A 21,536-nucleotide genomic window follows, 5' to 3' on the forward strand; every position below is an offset into this window, starting at 1 on the left:
ACCGTCAGGGCAAGCTGTGAACGAGGAACGGGGTCGACTTCTGAGAAGTCGACCCCGGCTCATGACACAGCGACGTCACCCGATACCGATACGGGTCTTCCAGTAGTCGGCCCGGGCGATGACCTCCGTGCCCGAGCCGCTGAGCGCGGCCTTGCCGCCCGCATGGAATCGCACGGATCCATCGGCAAGAACGGCCCAGATGTCGGGAACAGTGTCGCCGTTGGCGCTTGGCGTGCCCATCAGATGGGGCTTGGCGCTGCTCGCCCAGCCGGATGCGCCGTACTCGTTGTCCTCACCGCCGGAGGAGTCCGCCGCTGTCGCCAGTGAGCTGAGATTGACTCCGCCACCGGATGCGGCGATGCCCTTGCGGAGCCACAACTTTCCGGAGACGTCCGAGCGGTAGACGAGGTCGGTCACGCCGTCGCCGGAAACGTCCTGGGTGACGACCAGGTCGCGCTCCTTCCAGACGGAGGAGTTGAGGCGGACGGCTTGGTCCACCGTCGCGCCGTGGTAGCCGGACAGGGCCCAGAGTTCGTCGTCGGTGCCTGCACCGTTGCGCACTGTGGCGAAGAAGTCGGGGCGACCGTCTCCCGTGACGTCGCCCGCGCAGACGATCTGGGTGAAGTCGGCAGGGCTGGGTGCCCCTTCGGGCAGCAGGATCTCCTGACGCCGGTCGATGTTGACCGCACCGTAGCCGTCCCCTGGGTAGACCCAGAGCTTGCCGGACAGGCGCACGACGAGGTCCTGAAGGCCGTCGCCGCCGTAGATGTCACCGTTGTGGGTGATCAGGGCTCCCTTGAAGTGCCCTGACGGTGCCGCGACATACGGAGGCAGGTCGTCGCCGTTGGGGTCCTTGTCGGGGTTCGACCGATAGGCGCCCGCCATCGAGTAATCCAGGTCACCGGTGCCCTTGGCCAGATCGTCCTTGTCGGCCTGGGACGGGTACATGGCCAGATTGCCGCCCTCGGTCACGACCATGAGATCGGGCAGCTTGTCTCCGGTGAAGTCGCCGGGGCTGTCTGCCTGATCCCGTGGCGAGACGTAGAAGAAGTACTTGGTGGGATCCGACTGGTTGCCCGCACTGTCGACGGTTCGAACGTAGAGGACGTTGGGCCCGGCAGCCGGCGGTTTGGCTCCGGAAACAGAGGCGCTCACGCTCGTCGCCGCGCCGTTGGTCCGGCCGATGCTGCCGGTGTACGTGGCCGAGTTGAATCCGTACTCATAGCGTACGACGTCACTGTTCAGGGCACGCACGGTGAACGAACCGGGGGTGCCGAACTTCTTGCCCGACCAGTTGGCGTCCTCGGCGTCATTGCCGAATCCGTTCTGGCTGCCGTCCGCATTGGGGTAGTCGGTGGAAGTGACCACGGGCGGCCGAGGCGCGGACGTGTCCAGCACGAACCGGCAGGGTGTCTTGACCGGATAGTACGACGACGTCGTACCGGCATCGTCGATCGCCCGGACCCGCCAGGAGTAGGTGGTTCCGTTCTTGAGTTTGCTGGTGGAGAACTCCTTCGTCGACCGCAGGGCCGTCCCGGTGTCACCTCCGACGGACACCTTCCCGGTCGAGCCGAGCAGATCGCCGGCGGAGTCCCATTGCCCGGTCGGCCACAGGTCGAAGTCGAGGTAGTCCAGGTTCTTGTCCTTGTCCGTGCCCTTGGCGGTGAAGGTCAGAGCCCCGGAGCCCATGCGGACGTACGGTTTGGTGGTGGTGCACTTGCCGTCCGGTCCGATGTCCAGCGAGTTGGAGACGATCGATGGCCGGCGGTTGTAAATCAGCTCGAGGATGGGTGGGTACTCGCCGTTGGCCTGGAACTTCTTCCATGCGTACTGCGAGTTCTCGTCGCGTGCACGCAAGCCGAAGGTGATGGTGTCGTCCCCCCGGTCGGCTGCCTTCTGCGCGCCCTTCCTCACGTCGAAGCCTTCGAAGGCGTCCCGGCAACCGGACTTGTAGCCGTGAGCGAAGCTCTTGCTCGCCAGCTTGTTGCCGTCGTGCAGCTTGGGGGCGTTCTTCCAGTTCGTGTGGGAGTCGATCTCGCCGGTGAGGTGCACGCTCATCGAGCGGGCGCTGCAGGACCAGGAGTAGGTCTCCAGGACGCGCAGCGTGGCCTTGGTGATCTTCGTGCCCTTCAGATCCTTGTCGAAGTACATGTTGAAGAACGACCGGGAGGTGCCCCACGTGTCGGACTCGAAGCCGACACGGGCCTCGTGCGTACCACCCTTGTTGAAGCCCTTGCCGTTGTAGAACGTGGCGTTGGGGTGGCGGTTGTAGGCAGTGGTCCAGTTCTGGATCTGCTTTTTGACGGACGGGTCGATGAAGACCGGATAGGTGGTGGCCGGGTCGGCGAGGAAGTCCTTGTCCGGTGTGAGCGTCCACTGTCCCGTGGACAGGTCGGCTTCGACGAGCTCACCCCGTGAGTCAGGAGAGGGCCCTTCCAGCGAGGCCAGGCCCAGAGTCGCGGCGGCTCCTGAAGGCGAAGGTCCCGGTGTCGTCTCTGCCGGGGCGGAAGGCAGCGGCGACCCGGAGGGTTCGGGAACAGAACCGTCGCTCGCTGAGGGCAGTACCTCCACGTCGGTGTCGCTCTGTTCGTCGGACTCGACGGCGTCCTCTTCAGGCGTCGGAGTCGGAATGTCGTCGGGGAATCCCCCCGAGTCCGTCGGTCCGGGGGACTCCGGCTCGCTCGGCTGAGCCGTCGCGCCGACGCTGCCGTCGGTGACGGCCGGCTGCCCACTGCTGTCCCACATCAGGGGGGTGGGCGACATCGCAACCTCTTCGTCGTCGGCGTTCTCGGCGCTGACGATCCCGGTCACCGGGTCGAGGCGGAAGGAGAGCTGAGCGGAGTGCAGTCCGTACACCAGTTGCTGGACGTGTGGATCGGATGCGGCTTGACGGTTCTTCAGGACCACCAGCTGGCCGAATCCGTCGTCATCGGCGGTGAGTACGAGGTCCCCGCCGGGGAAGATCTCCGGGTACAGCGCGCGGTTGCCGTCGATGATCGGCGTCGGGACGGGGCCGGGCCACGTGAGCTGGATCTTGTACTCGCCACTGCCGCCGACATACAGGGTGACCAGAGGGTTCTCGGTGACGTCCGTGGCGGCCTGCCTCAGCAGAGACACACGGCGCACCGTGGAGCGGGATGCCCGCTGCTCAGCCTGGCCCGCGGAACCAGGCGAGAAGATCATGCGGGTGTTCGTGGCCTTCGGCTCCCACCCGGCCCCCGTACGGCGCAGACCCGCATCGATCTTCTTCCATTCGCCGCCCACCTTGGCTCGGATGGGCGCGGAGTACAGCTGCTTGGCCATCTGGCCGTCAGGGCGGGCCCATGTGGTGGAGTGGGCGGTGCGCTCGGCCGTCACCTCCACGGGATTGCCAGTGCGTGCTGCCTGACTGAGGGCCGTGACCTCCGTGACGGTGCTCGCGCCCGATGCGCGGTCCCGTCCGTCCTGCTCGGGACCGCCGTCCAGCCGTAGTCCGGCGTAGACGATGCCGGTGGTGGCGACTGCGGTGGCGAGCAGTGCCACACCGCCTCGACGGCCGGGCCTCAGGCGCCAGTTGCGCGTCATCGGGCGGGTTCCCCTTCCCCCGTAGTTCCCCCTGGAATCCGGCGTGCGAATGAGCGCGGCCGGGCGAGCCGATGATGACCTATGAGAGATCTGTCGTCACCCTGCGAAGATTCAAGGGGTGCGGTCTGAGGGCCGGCGGCCCCACATCCGTACAGAAGGAACGAGAGTCCTCCAGGGCGAGGGGAGCCGGTTCGGCGCATGTCTGCAAAAGGTGCGAAGCTGCCCTAAAGGTGTTCTTCTGCAGGTCGCTTTGCGGGGAACGGTCTTGGGCATGTCAAAAAGGCCGACTAAGGGCCCAACTGTCCTGCCATGAAGCGCTTTCCGGATTGGCCTGCCTTCGTCGCGTAACAACCCGTTACCTTCCGTGATGATCATCACAGCGGAGCGTCACCTCTGGCTTTCCTTCACAGGGTGATCACAGAATCTTCAGCGTCTGATACGTCGTCACGCGTGGTCCGTCGCCGGTCCCGCTCCAGTGGTCCGGGGGGACCTCGCCGTGTTCGAGCGACTTTCGCATGCCCGTAAGCCGCGCATGGCGCGTACTGCCGTGTCGGTGACCGCTGCCGCACTGCTTTTGGGGCTGCTGCCCACGCAGGCGCTGGCCCTGCCCCCGGATCCGGCCACAGAGGAGGTCGGGCGGGAATCACTGACGCTCGAGGAACTCGAACGCGACGAGCCGGTCCCCGGCGGGGACTTCAGTCGGCACCTCAGCACGCTGAAGGCCGACGTACCCGAGGATCTGCTCGCTGCCCCGACGGGCACCATCAATCCGCCCTCCAACCAGACGGGCACGGTCACCTTCGGTTCCGCCCCGACGCCCGCGTCGGCCCGTACCGCCGCGGCCAACGCAGAGCCGGCTGCTCTCAACCCGGTCGGGTCACTGCCCGTCAGCCTGGGCCAGGCACCGGACCAGCCGGCCCCGACCGGCACATGGCAGGTCACCATCCCGGACCGGACTTCCTCGGTCGCCCAGGGAGTGGAAGGCAGCCTCCTGCTGGTCCAGGCACCCGACAACGGCTCGGTGCCCGTCTCGGTCAAGCTGGACTACGCCAAGTTCAAGAACCTCTACGGCGCGGACTGGGCGTCCCGTCTGAGCTTCGTCATGTTCCCCGACTGCTACTGGACGACGCCGGACGACGAGGCGTGCCAGACGTACGAGGAACTGGAGACGACCAACGACACGGCGGCCAAGTCCCTCACGGCCACGGTCGACCCTGCCGCCGACGGGACGGTCACGCCTGCTGCCACCCCCTCCACCCGCACCGGCTCCTCCGGTGTGATGCAGGCGTCCTACCGGCGCGCGTCCACGGTGATTCCCGCGGCCGCCGCAGGGAGCACCGCGGTGGTCGGCGTGGTCGACTCCGGCAACAGCGGCGGCGGCACCTTCAAGGCCACGCCGCTCGCCTCCGACGGGAAGTGGGAAGCGGGCGGCTCCTCCGGCGCCTTCACCTGGTCCTACCCGCTGACCGTACCCAGCCCGCCGGCGGGGCCCGCACCGACGATCTCCTTCAACTACAGCTCCCAGACTGTGGACGGGCGTACTGCGGTCTCCTCGCCCCAGGCCTCCTGGATCGGTGAGGGCTGGTCGTACGACCCGGGCCACATCGAGCGCCGCTATCGCTCCTGCCGGGACGACCGCAAGGCCCTCAAGGCGGGCACTCCCAACAACACCGCCAAGAAGGACAAGACGTCCGACCTGTGCTGGGTTTCCTATAACGCGGTGATGTCCCTCGGCGGCCGGACCACCGAGTTGGTACGCGACGCGGGCTCCGGCAGCGATCCGGACAAGGACACGGAGATCTACCGTCCCCAGCAGGACGACGGCACCCGGGTCGAGCACCGCGTCGGCGGCAGCAACGGCGACAACAACGGCGAGTACTGGGTCGTCACCACGATGGACGGCACCAAGTACTACTACGGCCAGAACAGCGTCGGCGGAGGTCACGCCGACACCTCCTCGGTTTCCACCGTGCCGGTCTTCGGCAACCACCCCGGAGAACCGTGTCACGCCGACGCCTTCGCCGACTCGCGCTGCGGCTCCGGCAAGCGGCAGGCCTGGCGCTGGGGCCTCGACAAGGTCGTCGACGTCAATGGCAACACGATGATCGTCAACTGGAAGCAGGAGACGAACCACTACGCCGTCCGCAAGAAGTTCAAGTCGCCAGAGCAGTACGACCGTTACGCCTACCCGGCATCGATCGAGTACGGCATGCGCCCGGACACCCTCACCACGCCGTCGGCCACCGTCACCTTCGGCGCGAAGCAGCGGTGCCTGAGATCCGAGTCGGCGTGCGACGCGGCCAACTTCGCCAAGACCGACGACCCGGGCGCCTACCGGCCCTGGTGGGACACACCGGGCAACCTCAACTGCAAGTCCACCTCAAAGCTCTGCCCGCCGTTCCCCTCGTTCTGGACGCAACTCCGCCTGGACACGGTGACCACAAAAGCCGCGCGTCCCGGACAGACCGGCCTCGGCAAGGTGGACACCTACACCCTGCACCAGTCGTTCCCGGAGGACTGGTACGACACTTCACCCGGCCTCTGGCTCAACTCGATCACCCGCACCGGGTACGGCCCGGGCGACACCACAGGCACCCTCCAGTCGAAGGACGGCATCAGCTTCGCCCCCTACACGGTCGGAGCCTCGTCGCCCCTGCGCGCTCGGTTGAAGGACCGCCAACTGCCCAACTTGGTGCTCACCGGCAAGAGCGACCAGCGTCCCCCCTTCACCCGCCCCCGCATCGGGACCGTCTCCACCGAGCACGGCGGCGACATCGAGGTCGAGTACACCGGTGGGTGCGCGAGTGAACCCTCCGAGGACAAGAGTGAGAACAACGGCACCTGCTACCCGGTGCGCTGGTCACCCGACGGCGACGAGAAGACCCCGGCGAAGTCCTGGTTCAACAAGTACGTCGTCGCGTCCGTGACCGAGACCGACAAGGTCACCTCGCACAGCAAACCGACCGTCACGATGTACTCGTACTCCGGCCCGGCGTGGGCCAAGAGCGACGACGAGTTCACGCGGCCCGCCCTGCGGACGTACAGCGACTGGCGGGGGCACCGGCAGGTCACGGTCACCAAGGGCAGCAAGCTGACCTCTGAGCCGGGCGTGCCGCAGTCCCAGTCGAAATCGGTGACGCGCTACTTCCTGGGCACCGGCGGCGTGATCAAGGACTCCGAGGGCACGTACACGCTGCTGGCGGACGACCAGCCGCAGTACGCGGGCATGACCGCCGAAACCATCACCCACGTCGATTCGGGCGGCGACGTTCTCAACCGCACCCTGAACTTTCCCTGGTCCAAGGAAACCGCGTCCCGCCCCCGCGAGAACGAGGACGCGACGACCGCTGATCCACTGCTCGCGCATCGCACGGGCACCAAACGATCGGACGAGATCCAGAAGATCGGATCGAGTTGGCGTGCCGTCCGCACCCTGACGACACCCGACGACACGTACGGCCTGCCCGTCCAAGTGGAGACAGCCGTCGTGAAGCCGAGCGGCTCATCCGAAACGTTCTCGGATCAGACCTGCGCCAAGACCTCCTACCTGCACAACACCACCACCTGGCTAATCGGCCTGCCCAAGGAACAGCGCACCACCGGTACGTCCTGCGCTGGATACGCCTCCGCCGATCCCGCCACCCAGCTGAAGTCGGCCCGGCAGTACAGCTACGACAAGCTGGCCTACGGGGCAACGCCGACCAAGGGCATGCCCAGCACCGTGGCCGAGACGGACGGCACGGGCACCTCGTACTCGGTCGCCACCGAGACCACGTACGACGACCTCGGGCGCGTCCGTAGCGTCACCAAGCCGGGCGCGGGTACCTCGGAGACGCGATACACGCCCCAGACCGGCGGCCCCGTCACCACGACAAAGACGATCAACGCCAAGGGTCACACCGTCACCACGACCTACGACCCGGGCCGGGGCCTGCCGCTGACGGTCACGGACGCCAACGCCCGTACGACACGCAGCGAGTACGACGCGCTCGGCCGTCTGGTTAAGGGCTGGACAGCTTCCCGCGCCCCGGGTGGCAAGTCGCCGAATATCGTCGTCTCGTATCAGCCAGCCACCGCCACATCAAGCGCGAACAAGCCGGCCGCGGTAACTGTCGAAACCCTCAAGGACGACGGCTCCTACAGTCAAGAGGTCACCCTCTACGACGGCCTGGCGCGTGAGGTCCAGAAGCAGGTCGAGGCCCATGGCCCAGGCCGGATCCTCGTCGACACCAAGTACAACGACCACGGCCTGGTCGCCGAGAAGACCGGCGCCTACCTGGCCAAGGGCGAACCGGACACGGCGCTCTTCAGGCCCAGGTCCACGTCGCTGATCCCGTCCTGGACCCAGTACCGCTACGACGGCCTGGAGCGCGAGGCCCGTGCCTCCGTGTACCAGGGCGGCGGATACAAGTACGCGACCTTCACGTTCTACGACGCCATCAGCAAGACGGTGAACCCGCCCGGCTCGACGGCCCCTCGCACACGCACCTACTTCGACGCACTCGGCCGGGCCACCTCCGTCAGGCATTACACCCAGGACGCCTCCAGTGCGACCGCGGGCCGCACCACCACGTACAGCTACGACGCACGAGGCAACCGCGACAAGGTCACCGACCCGGCCGGCAACGTCTGGTCCTACACCTACGACGCCCGCGGCCGGGTGACGTCCGCCACCGATCCCGACACGGGGACCACGGACACCTGGTACGACGCTGCGGACCGGCCGACCCGCGCCCGCAACGCGCGCGGTCAGGAGATCTTCACCGAGTACGACATCCTCGGCAGGCCCAGATACGTCCGGCAGGGTTCGGCGAGCGCCACCCCTGTCAAGGAGTACACCTACGACGATGCGCCCGGAGGCCTCGGCCAACCGGCAACGAGCAAGCGGCACACCGCCAACGGCGACTACGTCAACCGCGTGACGGGGTACGACTCCGAGTACCGAGTCACAGCCAGTGAGACGGTCATCCCGGCCAACTCCATGACTGCGGGTCTTGCCGGCACCTACGCGTACGCCTACACGTACACACCCACCGGCAAGCCTCAGTCGGTGACCCTCCCGGCCGTCGGTGGCCTGGCCAAGGAAAAGGTCGTCACGCGCTACAACGGCGACGGCATGCCGGAGTCGACCTCGGGCCTGACCTGGTACACCGCCGACGCCACGTACTCGCCCTACGGCGAGGTGCTGCGCACGGTCTCGGGTGCACAGCCGAACCGCGTCTGGACCACCAACTTCGTGGACCCGCACACCGGCCGCCTCCAGCGCACGGTGGCGGACCGCGAGACGGCGGGCCCGCACCGCATCACGGACAGCTACTACTCCTACGACGCGACCGGCACCATCACCTCCAACGCACGCAAGCTCAGCGAGGCCACGGGCAGCACATGGGACACCCAGTGCTTCACGTACGACGTGTTGGGCGAACTGGCCCACGCCTGGACGTCGAAGATCGAGCCGACCGGCGGCGGTACGGGCTGCAAGGCGGCGAACGGTACCGCTTGGGGTCACCGCACCACCTACGCGACCTCCTCGGGCCCGGTCGCCGACGCCGCGGACGCGGAATCGGACACCTCGTCCCCCGACGAGGCCCTCGCACCACAGCCCGAGACCTGTACAACACCACGCAGACCCTGGACTGGACGCCGGAGAACAAGCTCGACTCCATCACGGACGACGGCAAGAAGACGACGTACGTCTACGACGCCGACGGCAACCGCCTCCTGGAGAATTCACCGTCGGGCTCGACGCTCTACCTGGGCGAAGCCGAACTGACGACGAACGCATCAGGCACGATCACCCGCGCGTCCCGCTCCTACGCACAGTCCGGCGCGCCCTCGGTGGTCCGCACGACGACCAACGGCTCGACGACGGGCCACAAGGTCAGCACGCTGATCACGGACCACCTCGGAACGGCGAACACCTCGGTCGACCTCACGGCCGGCCAGCCGGTCACCCGCCGCGCGTTCAAGCCGTACGGCGAGACCCGCGGCGCGAAGCCGTCCACGTGGCCCAACAAGCGCGGCTACCTGGGTGTCGGCATCGACGACACGGCCACGGGCTTGACGCACATAGGCGCCCGCGAATACGACCAGACGTCGGGCCGCTTCCTCTCAGCCGACCCGGTCATCGACATAGCGGACCCGCTGCAGATGAACGGGTACGCCTACGCCAACAACAGCCCTGTCAGCCAGTCAGACCCTTCGGGTCTGTGCCCTGTGGACCTGTGCGGAGGCGGCGAGGGCAAGGGCGGCGCCACGAACGGCGAAGTGACCAAGCCGGCCAAGTCGAGCCCCGTCTACCAGCAACTCCCGTACGAGCACACCGTTCCCGGAACCAGCAAGCGCCAGATCTTCCCGGGCGTCTACATCAAGAAGAGCTTCCCGGGCTGGCAACAGGTGCGCAACCGCTTCTACGACTTGTGGCTGGGCACGAGGAGCACCAACTGGTCCACGCCCGAGTACCTCGGCGATCGAACCAATCCCGCCCAGCAGAGGCAGGTGCAGCGCTGGCTGTACATGGCCTGCCGGGGTGGCAAGGACTGCCCTGAGGGCACCGCCGCGAGTTTCATGCAGGTCGTGGCCGGTGGCTTCATCGAGTTCGGCTGGGGCGGGCGGGGCGTACCGGGGACAGGTGTCCGGGGCAGGGCCAAGCCCCCGGGCGGCTGCCAGTGCTTCCTGGCCGGCACCGACGTCCTTATGGCCGACGGCACCACCCAGGACATCGAGGACATCGACGTCGGCGACACCGTCCAGGCCACCGACCCCGAAACGGGCGAGACCGGCCCCCGAACGGTCACCCGGCTCATCCGCACCGAGAGCGACAAGCACTTCAACGAACTGTCCCTAACCACCGAAAACGGCATCGAAAAGCTCACCGCCACCCACGAGCACCCCTTCTGGTCACCGTCCGAGCAGGACTGGATCGAGGCGGGCGACCTCAAGCCGGGGATGACCCTGCTCACGGACGACGGCACCACCGCCGTCGTCACGGGCAACCGACCATTCACGAAGCACGCTCGGACGTACAACCTCACGGTTGACGACCTGCATACGTACTATGTACTCGCTGGGCAGACGCCGGTACTCGTTCACAACAGCAACGGCTGTCCCACCGGGAGGTTGTCGGATCCTCTGCCCAGGGGGATGAACAATAAGATCGCTTCGGCCTACGACGACGTGAGGGCAGGGCGGATTCCTTCGCACGATACGTACGGAGGACGTGAACACCCGTGGTGGGCAGGTTCTAAGGAGTACCGCGTGCCGGGCAGGCCTGAAACTGACAGAATCCTGGAAAAGGAGCTGCCGAACGGCGTCAAGGTATACGGCTGGACGTCCACGCATTACACGAAGATTCAACGCTTCAGTGCACCCCATTTCCCTGACTCGGGGTGGAATTAGTAGCTCTATTGGTTAGCTGGTGCAGCGACTTGATTGCCGCTGCACCAGTTCCGGGTTTGGGGATTAGACGTGGCTGGCGAACTGCCCGTAGTGGGCAAGGTGGATTTTCCGCTGTACGTGGTATCGGATGAAGAGTCCGGGGGGGTGCTTGTTGCCGCTGAAGGAGTAGAGGGGTTTTTCGTCGACCCGGAAGCAGAGTCGCCGGAAGTGGCCTTCCTGAGGGTCCATGAGGTCGAGAAGGGTAGGCGGAGGGTCGAAGATGCAGTGATGGCCGTCATGAATCGTCAACGGGAGAAGATTGGCGAGTACTTCATTGGTCGGGCTGTGCTCGGAGACCTTGGCGTAGGGGAGCCAGGCGGAAATATTCTAAGAGTCGCTTTCCGGTTCTTTGGTAATCGTTGCGAGTATCCCGAAGCTGAGAGAATTTGGCCGCGTTGGGCATCAGGGGTCGCCCTGGAGAAGGGTGAATGGGTTCGGTGGCCGGCGAACTATCAGGGCGCATGGCTGCACGTTGTTCAGAATTCCTGGTTCGCTTCGAACCGTAGGGCTGCTCGCTATGGAGTGGAGGACGTTGTCCACTTGGACGGTGGGCAAATTTCCACGAAGCCGGGGTTCTACTGTGCATTGGGCGAGGCGGTCAATGGCCCGGGCGGGTACTTTGGATCGAATCTTGACGCTCTCGCGGACTGTATTTCTTCGAGTTTCGGCGAGGGGCCCCCGGCGAGGATTATTTGGCGGAACTTTCAGACGTCTCAAGAATCCCTTGATCATGCTTTCCTGGAGTCGATTGTGGGACTAATGCGAGAATTTCGCGTAGATCTCGCCACTTGCTGACTTTGGGGCGCGTGCGTGAGCAAACATGACGCCCCGCCAGATGGCATCTGGCGGGGCGTCTGGCGGGATGACGGCAGTAGTTGACGGCAACGTCAGCGGACGGCGGCTCCGACGAGGGGTGGTTCGTCGCCGTCGTCGGGCTTGCCGGTGATCTCGGCGGGCTTGCGGAGGGCGTGTCCGAGGAGGTCGATGGCGTCGCGTTGGAGGCGGAGCCTGACATGGGCGTAGACGGTGGCGGTGACGCCGATGTGGGCGTGCCCCAGTAGCTCCTTGATCACAACGAGTTCCACTCCTTGTTCCAGGAGGAGGGTCGCGGTCGAGTGGCGGAGGTCGTGGAACCGGATGCGGCGGAGTCTGGCCCGGCGGAGCAGGGTGTTGAAATGCCGGGTGAGGGTGGACCCTTCGACCGGGGCACCGTCGGGGCTGGTGAAGACGTAGCCGCTGTCCTTCCAGCCCGTCCCCGCCGCTTCGCGTTCCTGGAGTTGTCGGGCGCGGTGCTGTTTGAGAGAGCGCAGGCACGGCGTCGGTAGGGCGATGCGCCGTTCGGAGCTCTTGGTCTTGGTCGGGATGGCGGTCAGGCCGCTGGAGTTGGTGCGCTGGAGGGTGCGTCGGATGCTTGCGGTTCCGCCGGCGAGGTCGAGGTCTTCCCAGCGCAGGCCGAGGAGTTCGCCCTTACGGAGCCCGGTGTGCAGAGCGAGTTCGAACAGAGCGTGCAGACGGTGGCCCTGGGCGGCGGTGAGGAGCTGGCGGGCTTCGTCGGCGGTGAGGGGTTCGAAGCGGCGGGGGCGGGGTGTCCCGATGCGGACGTTGCGGGCGACGTTGCGCGGGATTTCCTCCTCGCGTACCGCGTGCTCCAGGGCGGACCTGAGGACGGAGTACACGTAGGCCAGGGTCAGCGGTGAGAGCCGCCTTGCGCAGCATTTTCCGGCGGCGCAGCAGAGGGGCTCATCGCGGTCGGCGTCGAGGCTGCGGGTGCAGCACTGGCAGGTGGTGCGGAGCTGGTTGAGCCAGGTGCGGACGTCCTTGGTGGTGAGCTTGGCGAGCTTCTTCCGTCCGAGGCCGGGGATGAGGTAGAGCCGGGCGACGGCGGTGTAGCGGGTGTGGGTGTTCTCGCGGAGCTGGTGGACGGCGACAGCGTCGAGCCAGTACGTCAGGTACGCGGCCACGCTTCCCTGCGCGGAGGGGATGGGGAGGCCGCGGTTGCTGGCGGCGATCTTCTCCGTGAGCTTGGCCAGGGCCTCCTTCCTGGTGGTGCCGTAGACGCTGATGCGCTTGCGGGTGTTGCCGGGGGGCGAGGACGTATCCGGCGGCCTCCCACCGGCTGTCCTTGCGCTGGTGGACGGTCCCGTCGCCGTTGGCGCGGCTGCGGCGGGAGGCGGGGGTGTCTGGGGGTGTGGTCATCAGGCGGCGGCTTCCTGGTCGAGGCGGGTGCGGATGAAGTCGGTGAGTGCGTGGGTGGGGATGCGGCGGGCGCGGCCGAGGGTGATCGAGGCGAGTTGGCCGGTGCGGAGCAGGTCGTAAACGGCTGAGCGGCCGAGCTGGAGGCGGGCCGTCACCTGGGGGACCGTGAGCAGATCCAGCGCCGGTGCCGCCTCCGCGCAGGGGACGGTGGTCTGGGGCGAGACCATCAGCAGCCCCCTTCGGCTGCGAACTGCCGTTCCAGTTCTCTGCGGTGCCAGACGTGGGCGGCGAGGGGCGCGGCGCCGGGGCTGTAGCCGGTGCCGAGGTAGTTCCACTGGCCGACCACGAGTGTCCGGGTCGTGCTCGGGCAGGCCGGCATGGGCGCGGGCCTGTTCGGTGCGCCAGGCGCGGCGGGCGTCGCGCAGCGCGCCGAGCGTGACGGAGTAGCTGCGGGACTTGGTGGAGAAGTGGCCGCGAAAGCCGAGCATGTGCGCCCACTTCCAGAGCTTGAGGTCGGCGAACTCCGGCAGCTTGCCCAGCTCCCAGCAGGTACGGATCATCTGCCGCACGTGCCGGGCGACGGCGAGGCGGGTCAGCGGCCGGGCCTGTCCGGTGCCGTCACAGGCGGTGCAGGGGAGCGGGGTTCTGTGGGGCAGGAGGGTGGCGCCGCGTCCTTGGCAGGGGCGGCAGAACAGGGCGCGGTCGATGGTGCTGGAGGCGTCGGCGGACTTGGTGGCGTACTTGGCGACGTAGGCGGCCACGGCCTGTTCGGTGAGTTCGGTGTCGGTGCCGAAGGCGGCGATCTCGCGTACGTCGAGCTGTTGGCCCCAGCCGAACCGGCCCCGTCAGTCACAGGAGCCGCACGACAGGTGGCCGCAACCGGCCCGAATCTGGTCGGCTCCTCGCCCTGTGGCTCAGTCGCTCGTCCTCGGCTGGCCCGCCTTGAGGATCTCCGCCACATCGAGAGTCACCTTCGCCCCGATGGAGTCCGGGAGGGTGACGAGCTCGCCGGGGGCGTGTGGGCGATGGTTCTCGTAGCCGCTTCCCACCGGGTCGGTCAGTACGTGGAGGCGTTGGTGCTCGCGGTCCACGATGACGTAGACCGGGACCTTCGCCTCGGCGTAGGCGGCGACCTTCGTCTTCAGGTCGTTCTTCCAGTTCGTGGAGGTGACCTCCAGCACGAGGCGGAAGCAGACCGGTTCGTAGGCGTTGTTCTCGACGTGATGGTCCTCGAAATCGGCGTCCACGACCGCGAGGTCGGGGATGGCGTAGTCCTCCGGCTCCATGGGCAGCCAAAGACCGACGCTCTGAAGGACCTCGGTTTCACCTCCATCCAGGTCGGCTGCCATGAAGGGACGCATGAGCTTGGTCAGCGCGCGAGCATGGGCGCCGTCAGGGGACGGGGTCACGAGGAGATGGCCTCCGATGATCTCGACGCGGTAGCCCGGATGGCGCTCCATGATCTCGTCGGCGATGGTCGTGAGGGTGACCGGCTCTTCGTCGTGGAAGGGCTGCTCGACGGAAGCTGCGGACATCAGGTGCCTCCTGGGAACTGGTGTCGAGAGCATCATCGTAGGCCGGACGACGTCCGTGCAGCCCGTTCCGCTGCGTTCACCCGATGGTGTGGCATATGCCAAAGGGCCCCGTTTCCAGCGGAAACGGGGCCCTCATCAGCAACCTGCGAGGCTCAGAAGCGGCGCGTGATCAGCGCCCGCTTCACCTCCGCGATCGCCTTCGTGACCTCGATGCCACGCGGGCACGCGTCCGTGCAGTTGAAGGTCGTGCGGCAGCGCCACACGCCGTCGCGGTCGTTGAGGATCTCCAGGCGCTGCTCACCGGCCTCGTCGCGCGAGTCGAAGATGAAGCGGTGCGCGTTGACGATCGCGGCCGGCCCGAAGTACTGGCCGTCGTTCCAGAAGACCGGGCACGACGAGGTGCAGGCCGCGCAGAGGATGCACTTCGTCGTGTCGTCGAAGCGCTCGCGGTCCTCCGCCGTCTGGAAACGCTCACGCGTCGGCTCGTTCGTGTCCTTCGTGATGAGGAAGGGCATGACGTCGCGGTACGCCTGGAAGAACGGCTCCATGTCGACCACGAGGTCCTTCAGGACCGTGAGGCCCTTGATGGGCTCCACCGTGATCGGCTTCTCGGGGTTGATGTCCTTGATCAGCGTCTTGCAGGCAAGACGGTTCTTGCCGTTGATCCGCATGGCGTCCGAACCGCAGATGCCGTGCGCGCAGGAGCGGCGGAACGTCAGCGTGCCGTCCAGGTCCCACTTGATCTTGTGGAGACCGTCGAGGACGCGCTCCTTGGGGTCGATCTCCAGCTGGAAGTCTTCCCAGACCGCCTCGGCCGCGACCTCCGGGTTGAAGCGGCGGATGCGGAAGGTGACCGTGATGTAGGGGGAGTCGGCGAAACCGGGCTCGGGCTTGCCGGCCGCGTCTTCCTTGTCCAGAACAGGGGTAGCCATCAGTACTTACGCTCCATCGGCTGGTAGCGGGTCTGGACGACCGGCTTGTAGTCGAGACGGACGGTTTCGGAGCCGTCGGCGCCGACCTCGCGGTACGCCATGGTGTGCCGCATGAAGTTGACGTCGTCGCGGTTCGGGTAGTCCTCGCGGTAGTGACCGCCGCGCGACTCCTTGCGGGCGAGCGCGGAGACCGCCATGACCTCGGCGAGGTCGAGCAGGTTGCCCAGCTCGACGGCCTCCAGCAGGTCCGTGTTGAACCGCTTGCCCTTGTCCTGGATCGAGACGTTCTTGTAGCGCTCGCGCAGCTCCGCGATCTTCTCGACCGCCGTCTTGATCGTCTGCTCGGTGCGGAACACCATGACGTTGGCGTCCATGGTCTCCTGCAGCTCGCGCCGCAGCTCCGACACGCGCTCGGTGCCGGTGGCGTCGCGCAGCCGCTCCACCTGCGCGACCACGAGCTCCGCCGGGTTGTCCGGCAGCTCGACGAACTCCGCCTTCTGCGCGTACTCGGCGGCGGCGATGCCCGCGCGCTTGCCGAAGACGTTGATGTCCAGCAGCGAGTTCGTGCCGAGGCGGTTCGCGCCGTGGACGGAGACGCAGGCGACCTCGCCCGCGGCGTACAGACCGGGAACGACCGTGGTGTTGTCCGCCAGGACCTCACCCTCGACGTTGGTCGGGATGCCGCCCATGGCGTAGTGCGCGGTGGGCTGGATCGGGATCGGGTCCGTGTAGGGCTCGATGCCGAGGTAGGTGCGCGCGAACTCCGTGATGTCCGGGAGCTTCGCGTCCAGCTGCTCCGGCGGGAGGTGCGTGAGGTCGAGGTAGACGTGGTCGCCCTCGGGACCGCAGCCGCGGCCCTCACGGATCTCCGTGTAGATGGAGCGCGAGACGACGTCACGGGACGCGAGGTCCTTCATGACCGGCGCGTACTTCTCCATGAAGCGCTCGCCGTCCTTGTTGCGGAGGATGCCGCCCTCACCGCGGGCGCCCTCCGTCAGCAGGATGCCCATGCGCCAGATGCCGGTCGGGTGGAACTGGAAGAACTCCATGTCCTCCAGCGGCAGCCCGCGGCGGTAGACCGCGGCCTGGCCGTCACCGGTCAGCGTGTGCGCGTTCGACGTCACCTTGAAGAACTTGCCGCAGCCGCCGGACGCGTAGACCACGGACTTCGCCTGGAAGACGTGGATCTCGCCGGTCGCCAGCTCGTACGCCACGACACCGGCCGACTTCTTGACGCCGTCGACCTCCGTGATCAGCTGGTCCAGGACGTAGAACTCGTTGTAGAACTCCACGCCCTCCTTGACGCAGTTCTGGTACAGCGTCTGGAGGATCATGTGGCCGGTGCGGTCGGCCGCGTAGCAGGAGCGGCGGACCGGGGCCTCGCCGTGGTTACGCGAGTGACCGCCGAAGCGGCGCTGGTCGATCGTGCCGTTCGGGGTGCGGTTGAACGGCAGGCCCATCTTCTCCAGGTCGAGGACCGAGTCGATGGCCTCCTTCGCCAGGATCTCGGCGGCGTCCTGGTCGACCAGGTAGTCACCGCCCTTGACCGTGTCGAAGGTGTGCCACTCCCAGTTGTCCTCCTCCACGTTGGCGAGCGCGGCGGCCATGCCGCCCTGCGCGGCGCCCGTGTGGGAGCGGGTCGGGTACAGCTTGGTCAGCACGGCGGTGCGGCTGCGCTTCGTGGACTCGATGGCCGCGCGCATGCCCGCGCCACCGGCGCCGACGATGACGGTGTCGTACTTGTGGATCTTCATGATTCTCGCAACCCCGTGCCTAGCGGATGTTCGGGTCGAAGGTGAAGATCACCAGCGTGCCCAGCAGGATGGTGAACACCGTGGCGGTGTAGAGCAGGCCCTTGAGCCACAGCCGGGTGTTCGCGCGCTCCGCGTAGTCGTTGATGACCGTGCGCAGGCCGTTGGCGCCGTGCAGCATGGCGAGCCACAGCATCAGCAGGTCCCAGACCTGCCAGAACGGGGACGCCCAGCGGCCCGCCACGAAGGCGAAGCCGATCTTGGAGACGCCGCCGTCCAGCACGAGCTGGATCAGCAGGTGGCCGAGGACCAGGACGACCAGCACGACGCCGGACAGGCGCATGAACAGCCAGGCGGCGAGCTCGAAGTTGCCCCGGGTGCTCTTCGGGGTCTTCTTGGTGCGCTGGCGCGGGGCCTCGATGAAGGGCGCCGGGTTGTCGACGGTGTAGACGGCCCCGCCCTCGACGGGGCCGACGCCGGCAGCGGTCTTGTCAGTCGTGGACATGTGCGTCAGCTCCCGAAGAGTTCACGAGCGGCGTGACCGAGGACGGGGTAGATGGCCCCGAGCATCAGCACGACCCACAGGGCGACGACGGTCCAGAGCATCTGCTTCTGGTAGCGGGCGCCCTTGATCCAGAAGTCGACAGCGATGACGCGCAGGCCGTTGAGCGCGTGAAAGAGGATGGCGGCGACGAGGCCGTACTCCAGCAGCGCGACGATCGGCGTCTTGTACGTGGCCACGACCTTGTCGTAGGCCTCCGGGGACACACGGACGAGGGCGGTGTCCAGCACGTGAACGAACAGGAAGAAGAAGATGAGGACGCCGGTGACTCGATGAGCCACCCAGGACCACATTCCTTCCCGGCCGCGGTACAGCGTTCCAGCCGGCACGGAAGTTTCCTCCGGGAGCGGGGATTGGGGCCGCGCCGGCTTGGTGTGTCGGTCGGGCCCGGCCGGGTACGGTCCACCGGCCCCCAGCATCGTAGCGATGCGTTGCGGCCGGGCTGCGCCGGGGTCCGGCTGTGTGATCAAACTGGCATGCGTACGGGCTAGCCGCGGGGGCTTCTGGGGTGGGATTTCCCGTTACCTGCCGGGTGCGGCGCCGTTGTGGCTTGTCGCGCCCGCGCGGCGGCAGCCGCAAGTCGACTACAGCCCCGCGCCCCTGAGGGCGTTGACCAACCGTTGCCTCGCCAGGCGGCGAAGTTCCTCTGCCGCGACCACGCGCTCCTCCTCCGGATCGTTTGTCAATCGTGACCGGATGGCCTCCAGGAGCCGGTCCAGGGTCTCGGACGGGGACACCCCGTCCAGACAGATGACGAACACGTGTCCGAAGCGGGCCTCGTAGGCGGCGTGGGCCGCGCTGAGGGCGGTGTGGGCGGCGGCGTAGGTGTCCGGCGGGAGGGCGGGCAGGGGCTCGGCCGCCAGCGCTTCGGTGAGGTCGGGCCAGCCGAGGTCGTAGGCCGCCTCGTCCGCCGCGGCCAGCAGGGAGTCCAGGTCCGGGTAGGGACGGTGGTCCGCGACACGTCCGGCCCAGCGGTGGCTGCGCAGGCAGGAGAGGAGGGCCTGCTCCAGGTCCTCCTCGGAGGCTGCGTTGAAGTGCTCCACCGGTATGGCAAGCCGGCCGGGGAGATCTGGGAGACGGTGCGCAGGCAGCGTGGGTCCTCGTGGGCGTCACGTGTGTCGGCAGGGCAAGTTGTGAGAGATGTGACCTCACGCTATCGAGTACGACCACGGCGTGTCCGAAGGATGCCTGAATTTCACCCGGGAGGGAGAGTTTCGGAACGCGTGGTGGACGCGCGCCGAGCGGCCCCGGGTCTTAGGTTGGCCGTGTGAGTCAGCACAGGCGCCGGACTTCGGCGAAGCAGGAGAAACAACGGCAGGTGCTGGTCGTGGCCATGGCTGTAGCCCTGGTCGTGGTCGCGGCCGGGGTGAGTCTCGGGCTCTGGGCGGCCTCGGGCGGCGACGGCGGGTCCACCGGCTCGGAGGCCGGATCCTCGCGGGGGGCCACCGCGGCGGCGCCCCCGGACAGAGCGCCGGAAGCGGCCCCCACCCCCAGCCCGACCCGCTCCTACCCCCTGTCCGAGACGCCCCGCACCATCCCCGCCGTGCGGGATCACGAGCCGGCGCGCGGCCCGGGCTGGCAGCCCGAGAAGGGCAACCGGGTGGTCGTGGACGACCCGGCGCTGGCCGACGAGGGACGGCTGGTCGCGGGCGAGCTGGGGATGACGTACGCGGGCGAGAAGGGCGACAAGAAGGCCGGGGACCTGCGGCTGGCGCTGAACGGCGGCAAGGGCGCGAACCCGGAGTCGTACACGATGACCGTGCGCGACGGGCGGGTGGAGATCGACGGGCCCACCGACACGGGGGTCTTCTACGGCACCCGCACGCTCAAGCAGGAGACCCACGACGGCGGCACGGCGCCCGAGGGCGTCGTGAAGGACGCACCGGCCAAGCCGCAGCGCGGGTTCATGCTGGACATCGCCCGCAAGAACTTCACGGCCGGCTGGATCGAGGACCGGATCCGGGAACTGGGCGACCTGAAGTACAACGAACTGGGGCTGCACTTCTCCGACGACCAGGGGTTCCGGATCGAGTCGTCCTCGCATCCCGAGATCGTGTCGCAGCAGCATCTGACCAAGGCGCAGGTGCGGAAGATCATCGCCCTCGCGCAGAGCCGGCACATCACGATCGTGCCCGAGATCGACTCGCCCGGGCACCTCGGCGCGGTCATCGCCGCCCACCCCGACCTGCAGCTGCGCACCGCCCAGGGGTCGGCGGTGCAGGGCGCCATCGACATCTCCAAGGCCGAGAGCGCCGAGATCGTCGACGACCTGCTCAACGAGTACGCGGACCTCTTCCCCGGCAAGCCCTGGCACCTCGGGGCCGACGAGTACCAGGCGCTGGTCCGCTCCGACCCGGAGGCGTCGTTCCCGCAGCTGGCCGCGGCCGCCCAGGAGAAGTACGGCTCCGGCGCGACGGTCGCCGACCTGACGACCGGCTGGCTGAACGACCGGGCCGACACCGTCCGGGGGCACCAGCGCGTCCCGCGCGCCTGGAACGACGGCTTCTTCCGTGGCACCTCCGTGCAGGCCGCCAAGGACATCCAGGTCGCCTACTGGACCGGCAAGGAGATCGGCGCCCGGGCGCCCCTGGAGTACCTCCAGGCGGGCCGCAAGGTGATCAACTACAACGACGAGTTCCTGTACTACGTGCTCGGCGAGCCGCAGACCTTCGTCTACCCGACGGGGCAGCGGATCTACGAGCAGTGGACGCCGCGGGTGCTGCGCGGCACCGCGGCCGTGCCGGCGCGCTACGACGACCAGATCCTCGGCGGGACCTTCGCCGTCTGGTGCGACCTGGCGAACTCCCAGACGCAGGCCCAGGTCGCGGCCGGGATCCGGATGCCGCTGCGGGCGACCGTCCAGAAGCTGTGGGACCCGGGCGAGCCCGAGCTGACCTGGACGCAGTTCCGGGCGCTGGCGGACAGGCTCGGCTGACCGACACGAATCGGCGCATACGGCTGCGAACCCCCGTACGGCTGTGGTGGTCTTCTGGCGAGGAGCATCGAATATGCCGGGGGGAACCGGGACATGGGCTACTGGGGATACTTCGTCGTGGGCCGGGGGGAACGGCCGCTGCCGGAGCTGGAGGCGCTGGCGGGGGTCGGGGAGTGCCTGACGCGGCGCGCCTCGGCACCGGGCGGGTGGCAGGTGTGGGAGTACCCGAGCGGCGACGGCGACATCGGGAGCATGAACGCCCTCGCCCGGGAGACCGGGGCGCCCGCGCTCTTCGGGTACGTCATGAACAGCGAGTGCGTGGTGCTGGAGGCCGCGGCCCCGGAGAGCGGGGCGTGGACGACCTGCCTCGCGCGCTCGGCCATGGCCGGGTACGTGGGGGCGGGCCGGGAGGGCCTCACGCTGGAGGACTACTTCCTGGAACCCGGCGACGCCGCCGAGCGTGCCGTGCGCTGGGCCGCCGAGGCCGGGTTCGATGTGAACACCGACGCCCTCCTGGCCGTACTGACGTCGGACCCGTGCCCACTGGCCGAAAACCTCCTGTTCCGCTTCCTCGACCGACTGGGTGTGGTGCCCCTGTGACACTCCGGGGCCGTTGCGCGCAGT

General features: G+C 67.6%; 13 protein-coding genes and 2 pseudogenes. 5 read left to right on the forward strand and 10 right to left on the reverse strand.

Translation table 11 applies throughout. The features are described 5' to 3' along the window. Window positions 1–75 precede the first annotated feature (75 nt). Window positions 76–3,564, reverse strand: a complete 3,489-nt coding sequence (locus QOL88_RS24475; RefSeq protein WP_097219521.1) for a DNRLRE domain-containing protein — start codon at window positions 3,562–3,564, stop codon at window positions 76–78. Between the two features lie 553 nt (window positions 3,565–4,117). On the opposite strand from QOL88_RS24475, the gene QOL88_RS24480 reads away from it, so the two are divergent. The 3 genes from QOL88_RS24480 (at window position 4,118) to QOL88_RS24485 (ending at window position 11,796) form a co-directional block, all read left to right on the forward strand. Continuing rightward, window positions 4,118–9,337, forward strand: a complete 5,220-nt coding sequence (locus tag QOL88_RS24480; protein WP_502961618.1) for a polymorphic toxin-type HINT domain-containing protein — start codon at window positions 4,118–4,120, stop codon at window positions 9,335–9,337. Window positions 9,338–9,402: 65 nt separating this feature from the next. Then, a complete protein-coding gene (locus QOL88_RS38920) occupies window positions 9,403–10,962 on the forward strand; it encodes a polymorphic toxin-type HINT domain-containing protein (RefSeq protein WP_502961619.1) in 1,560 nt (519 codons plus the stop codon). Window positions 10,963–11,031: 69 nt separating this feature from the next. Continuing rightward, the gene (locus QOL88_RS24485; protein ID WP_283445905.1) at window positions 11,032–11,796 is read left to right on the forward strand and encodes a barstar family protein; all 765 of its coding nucleotides are present in this window, start codon (window positions 11,032–11,034) and stop codon (window positions 11,794–11,796) included. Window positions 11,797–11,888: 92 nt separating this feature from the next. Here QOL88_RS24485 and QOL88_RS24490 read toward each other — a convergent pair. The 9 genes and pseudogenes from QOL88_RS24490 to QOL88_RS24530 all read right to left on the reverse strand — a co-directional run bounded on the left by QOL88_RS24490 (window position 11,889) and on the right by QOL88_RS24530 (window position 19,020). Beyond that, window positions 11,889–13,197: pseudogene (locus tag QOL88_RS24490) on the reverse strand (tyrosine-type recombinase/integrase). Continuing rightward, window positions 13,197–13,424 (reverse strand): helix-turn-helix domain-containing protein, encoded by a 228-nt coding sequence (locus QOL88_RS24495; protein WP_257027884.1) that lies wholly within the window; start codon window positions 13,422–13,424, stop codon window positions 13,197–13,199. Before QOL88_RS24495 ends, QOL88_RS24490 begins: the two are co-directional and overlap by 1 nt. Beyond that, window positions 13,424–14,027, reverse strand: a pseudogene (locus tag QOL88_RS24500) (replication initiator); the annotation flags it as partial. The gene QOL88_RS24495 and the pseudogene QOL88_RS24500, both read right to left, overlap by 1 nt. 84 nt (window positions 14,028–14,111) lie before the next feature. Next, a complete protein-coding gene (locus QOL88_RS24505) occupies window positions 14,112–14,732 on the reverse strand; it encodes a Uma2 family endonuclease (RefSeq protein ID WP_097219524.1) in 621 nt (206 codons plus the stop codon). 152 nt (window positions 14,733–14,884) lie between these two features. Continuing rightward, on the reverse strand, window positions 14,885–15,664 hold the full coding sequence (locus QOL88_RS24510; protein WP_053674628.1) for a succinate dehydrogenase iron-sulfur subunit: 780 nt from the start codon (window positions 15,662–15,664) through the stop codon (window positions 14,885–14,887). Beyond that, a complete protein-coding gene (gene sdhA, locus QOL88_RS24515; protein ID WP_097219525.1) occupies window positions 15,664–17,418 on the reverse strand; it encodes a succinate dehydrogenase flavoprotein subunit in 1,755 nt (584 codons plus the stop codon). The genes QOL88_RS24510 and sdhA overlap by 1 nt, the downstream gene beginning before the upstream one ends. A gap of 19 nt (window positions 17,419–17,437) precedes the next feature. Further along, entirely contained in the window at window positions 17,438–17,920 is a 483-nt protein-coding gene (locus tag QOL88_RS24520; protein ID WP_031107857.1) for a succinate dehydrogenase hydrophobic membrane anchor subunit, read from the reverse strand. A gap of 5 nt (window positions 17,921–17,925) precedes the next feature. Continuing rightward, the gene (gene sdhC / locus QOL88_RS24525) at window positions 17,926–18,306 is read right to left on the reverse strand and encodes a succinate dehydrogenase, cytochrome b556 subunit (protein ID WP_037670267.1); all 381 of its coding nucleotides are present in this window, start codon (window positions 18,304–18,306) and stop codon (window positions 17,926–17,928) included. Between the two features lie 255 nt (window positions 18,307–18,561). Next, a complete protein-coding gene (locus QOL88_RS24530) occupies window positions 18,562–19,020 on the reverse strand; it encodes a 2-oxo-4-hydroxy-4-carboxy-5-ureidoimidazoline decarboxylase (RefSeq protein WP_097219526.1) in 459 nt (152 codons plus the stop codon). A 290-nt stretch (window positions 19,021–19,310) separates the two neighbouring features. Between QOL88_RS24530 and QOL88_RS24535 the strand changes: the two genes are divergently transcribed. Then, window positions 19,311–20,912 carry a beta-N-acetylhexosaminidase gene (locus QOL88_RS24535; protein ID WP_097223165.1) on the forward strand — a complete coding sequence of 534 codons (1,602 nt, stop codon included), beginning with the start codon at window positions 19,311–19,313 and terminating at the stop codon, window positions 20,910–20,912. A 93-nt stretch (window positions 20,913–21,005) separates the two neighbouring features. After that, a complete protein-coding gene (locus QOL88_RS24540; RefSeq protein ID WP_097219527.1) occupies window positions 21,006–21,512 on the forward strand; it encodes a hypothetical protein in 507 nt (168 codons plus the stop codon). The last annotated feature ends 24 nt before the right edge of the window (window positions 21,513–21,536 follow it).

Source organism: Streptomyces sp. Ag82_O1-12 (assembly GCF_900182715.1).
GTDB classification, from domain to species: domain Bacteria; phylum Actinomycetota; class Actinomycetes; order Streptomycetales; family Streptomycetaceae; genus Streptomyces; species Streptomyces massasporeus.

Bases quoted from the DNA above. Each gene is read 5' to 3' on its own strand.
- QOL88_RS24475 (WP_097219521.1), bottom strand. From the start codon at position 3,564: ATGACGCGCAACTGGCGCCTGAGGCCCGGCCGTCGAGGCGGTGTGGCA.
- QOL88_RS24495 (WP_257027884.1), bottom strand. From the start codon at position 13,424: ATGGTCTCGCCCCAGACCACCGTCCCCTGCGCGGAGGCGGCACCGGCG.
- QOL88_RS24505 (WP_097219524.1), bottom strand. From the start codon at position 14,732: ATGTCCGCAGCTTCCGTCGAGCAGCCCTTCCACGACGAAGAGCCGGTC.
- QOL88_RS24510 (WP_053674628.1), bottom strand. From the start codon at position 15,664: ATGGCTACCCCTGTTCTGGACAAGGAAGACGCGGCCGGCAAGCCCGAG.
- sdhA (WP_097219525.1), bottom strand. From the start codon at position 17,418: ATGAAGATCCACAAGTACGACACCGTCATCGTCGGCGCCGGTGGCGCG.
- QOL88_RS24520 (WP_031107857.1), bottom strand. From the start codon at position 17,920: ATGTCCACGACTGACAAGACCGCTGCCGGCGTCGGCCCCGTCGAGGGC.
- QOL88_RS24535 (WP_097223165.1), top strand. From the start codon at position 19,311: ATGGCTGTAGCCCTGGTCGTGGTCGCGGCCGGGGTGAGTCTCGGGCTC.
- QOL88_RS24540 (WP_097219527.1), top strand. From the start codon at position 21,006: ATGGGCTACTGGGGATACTTCGTCGTGGGCCGGGGGGAACGGCCGCTG.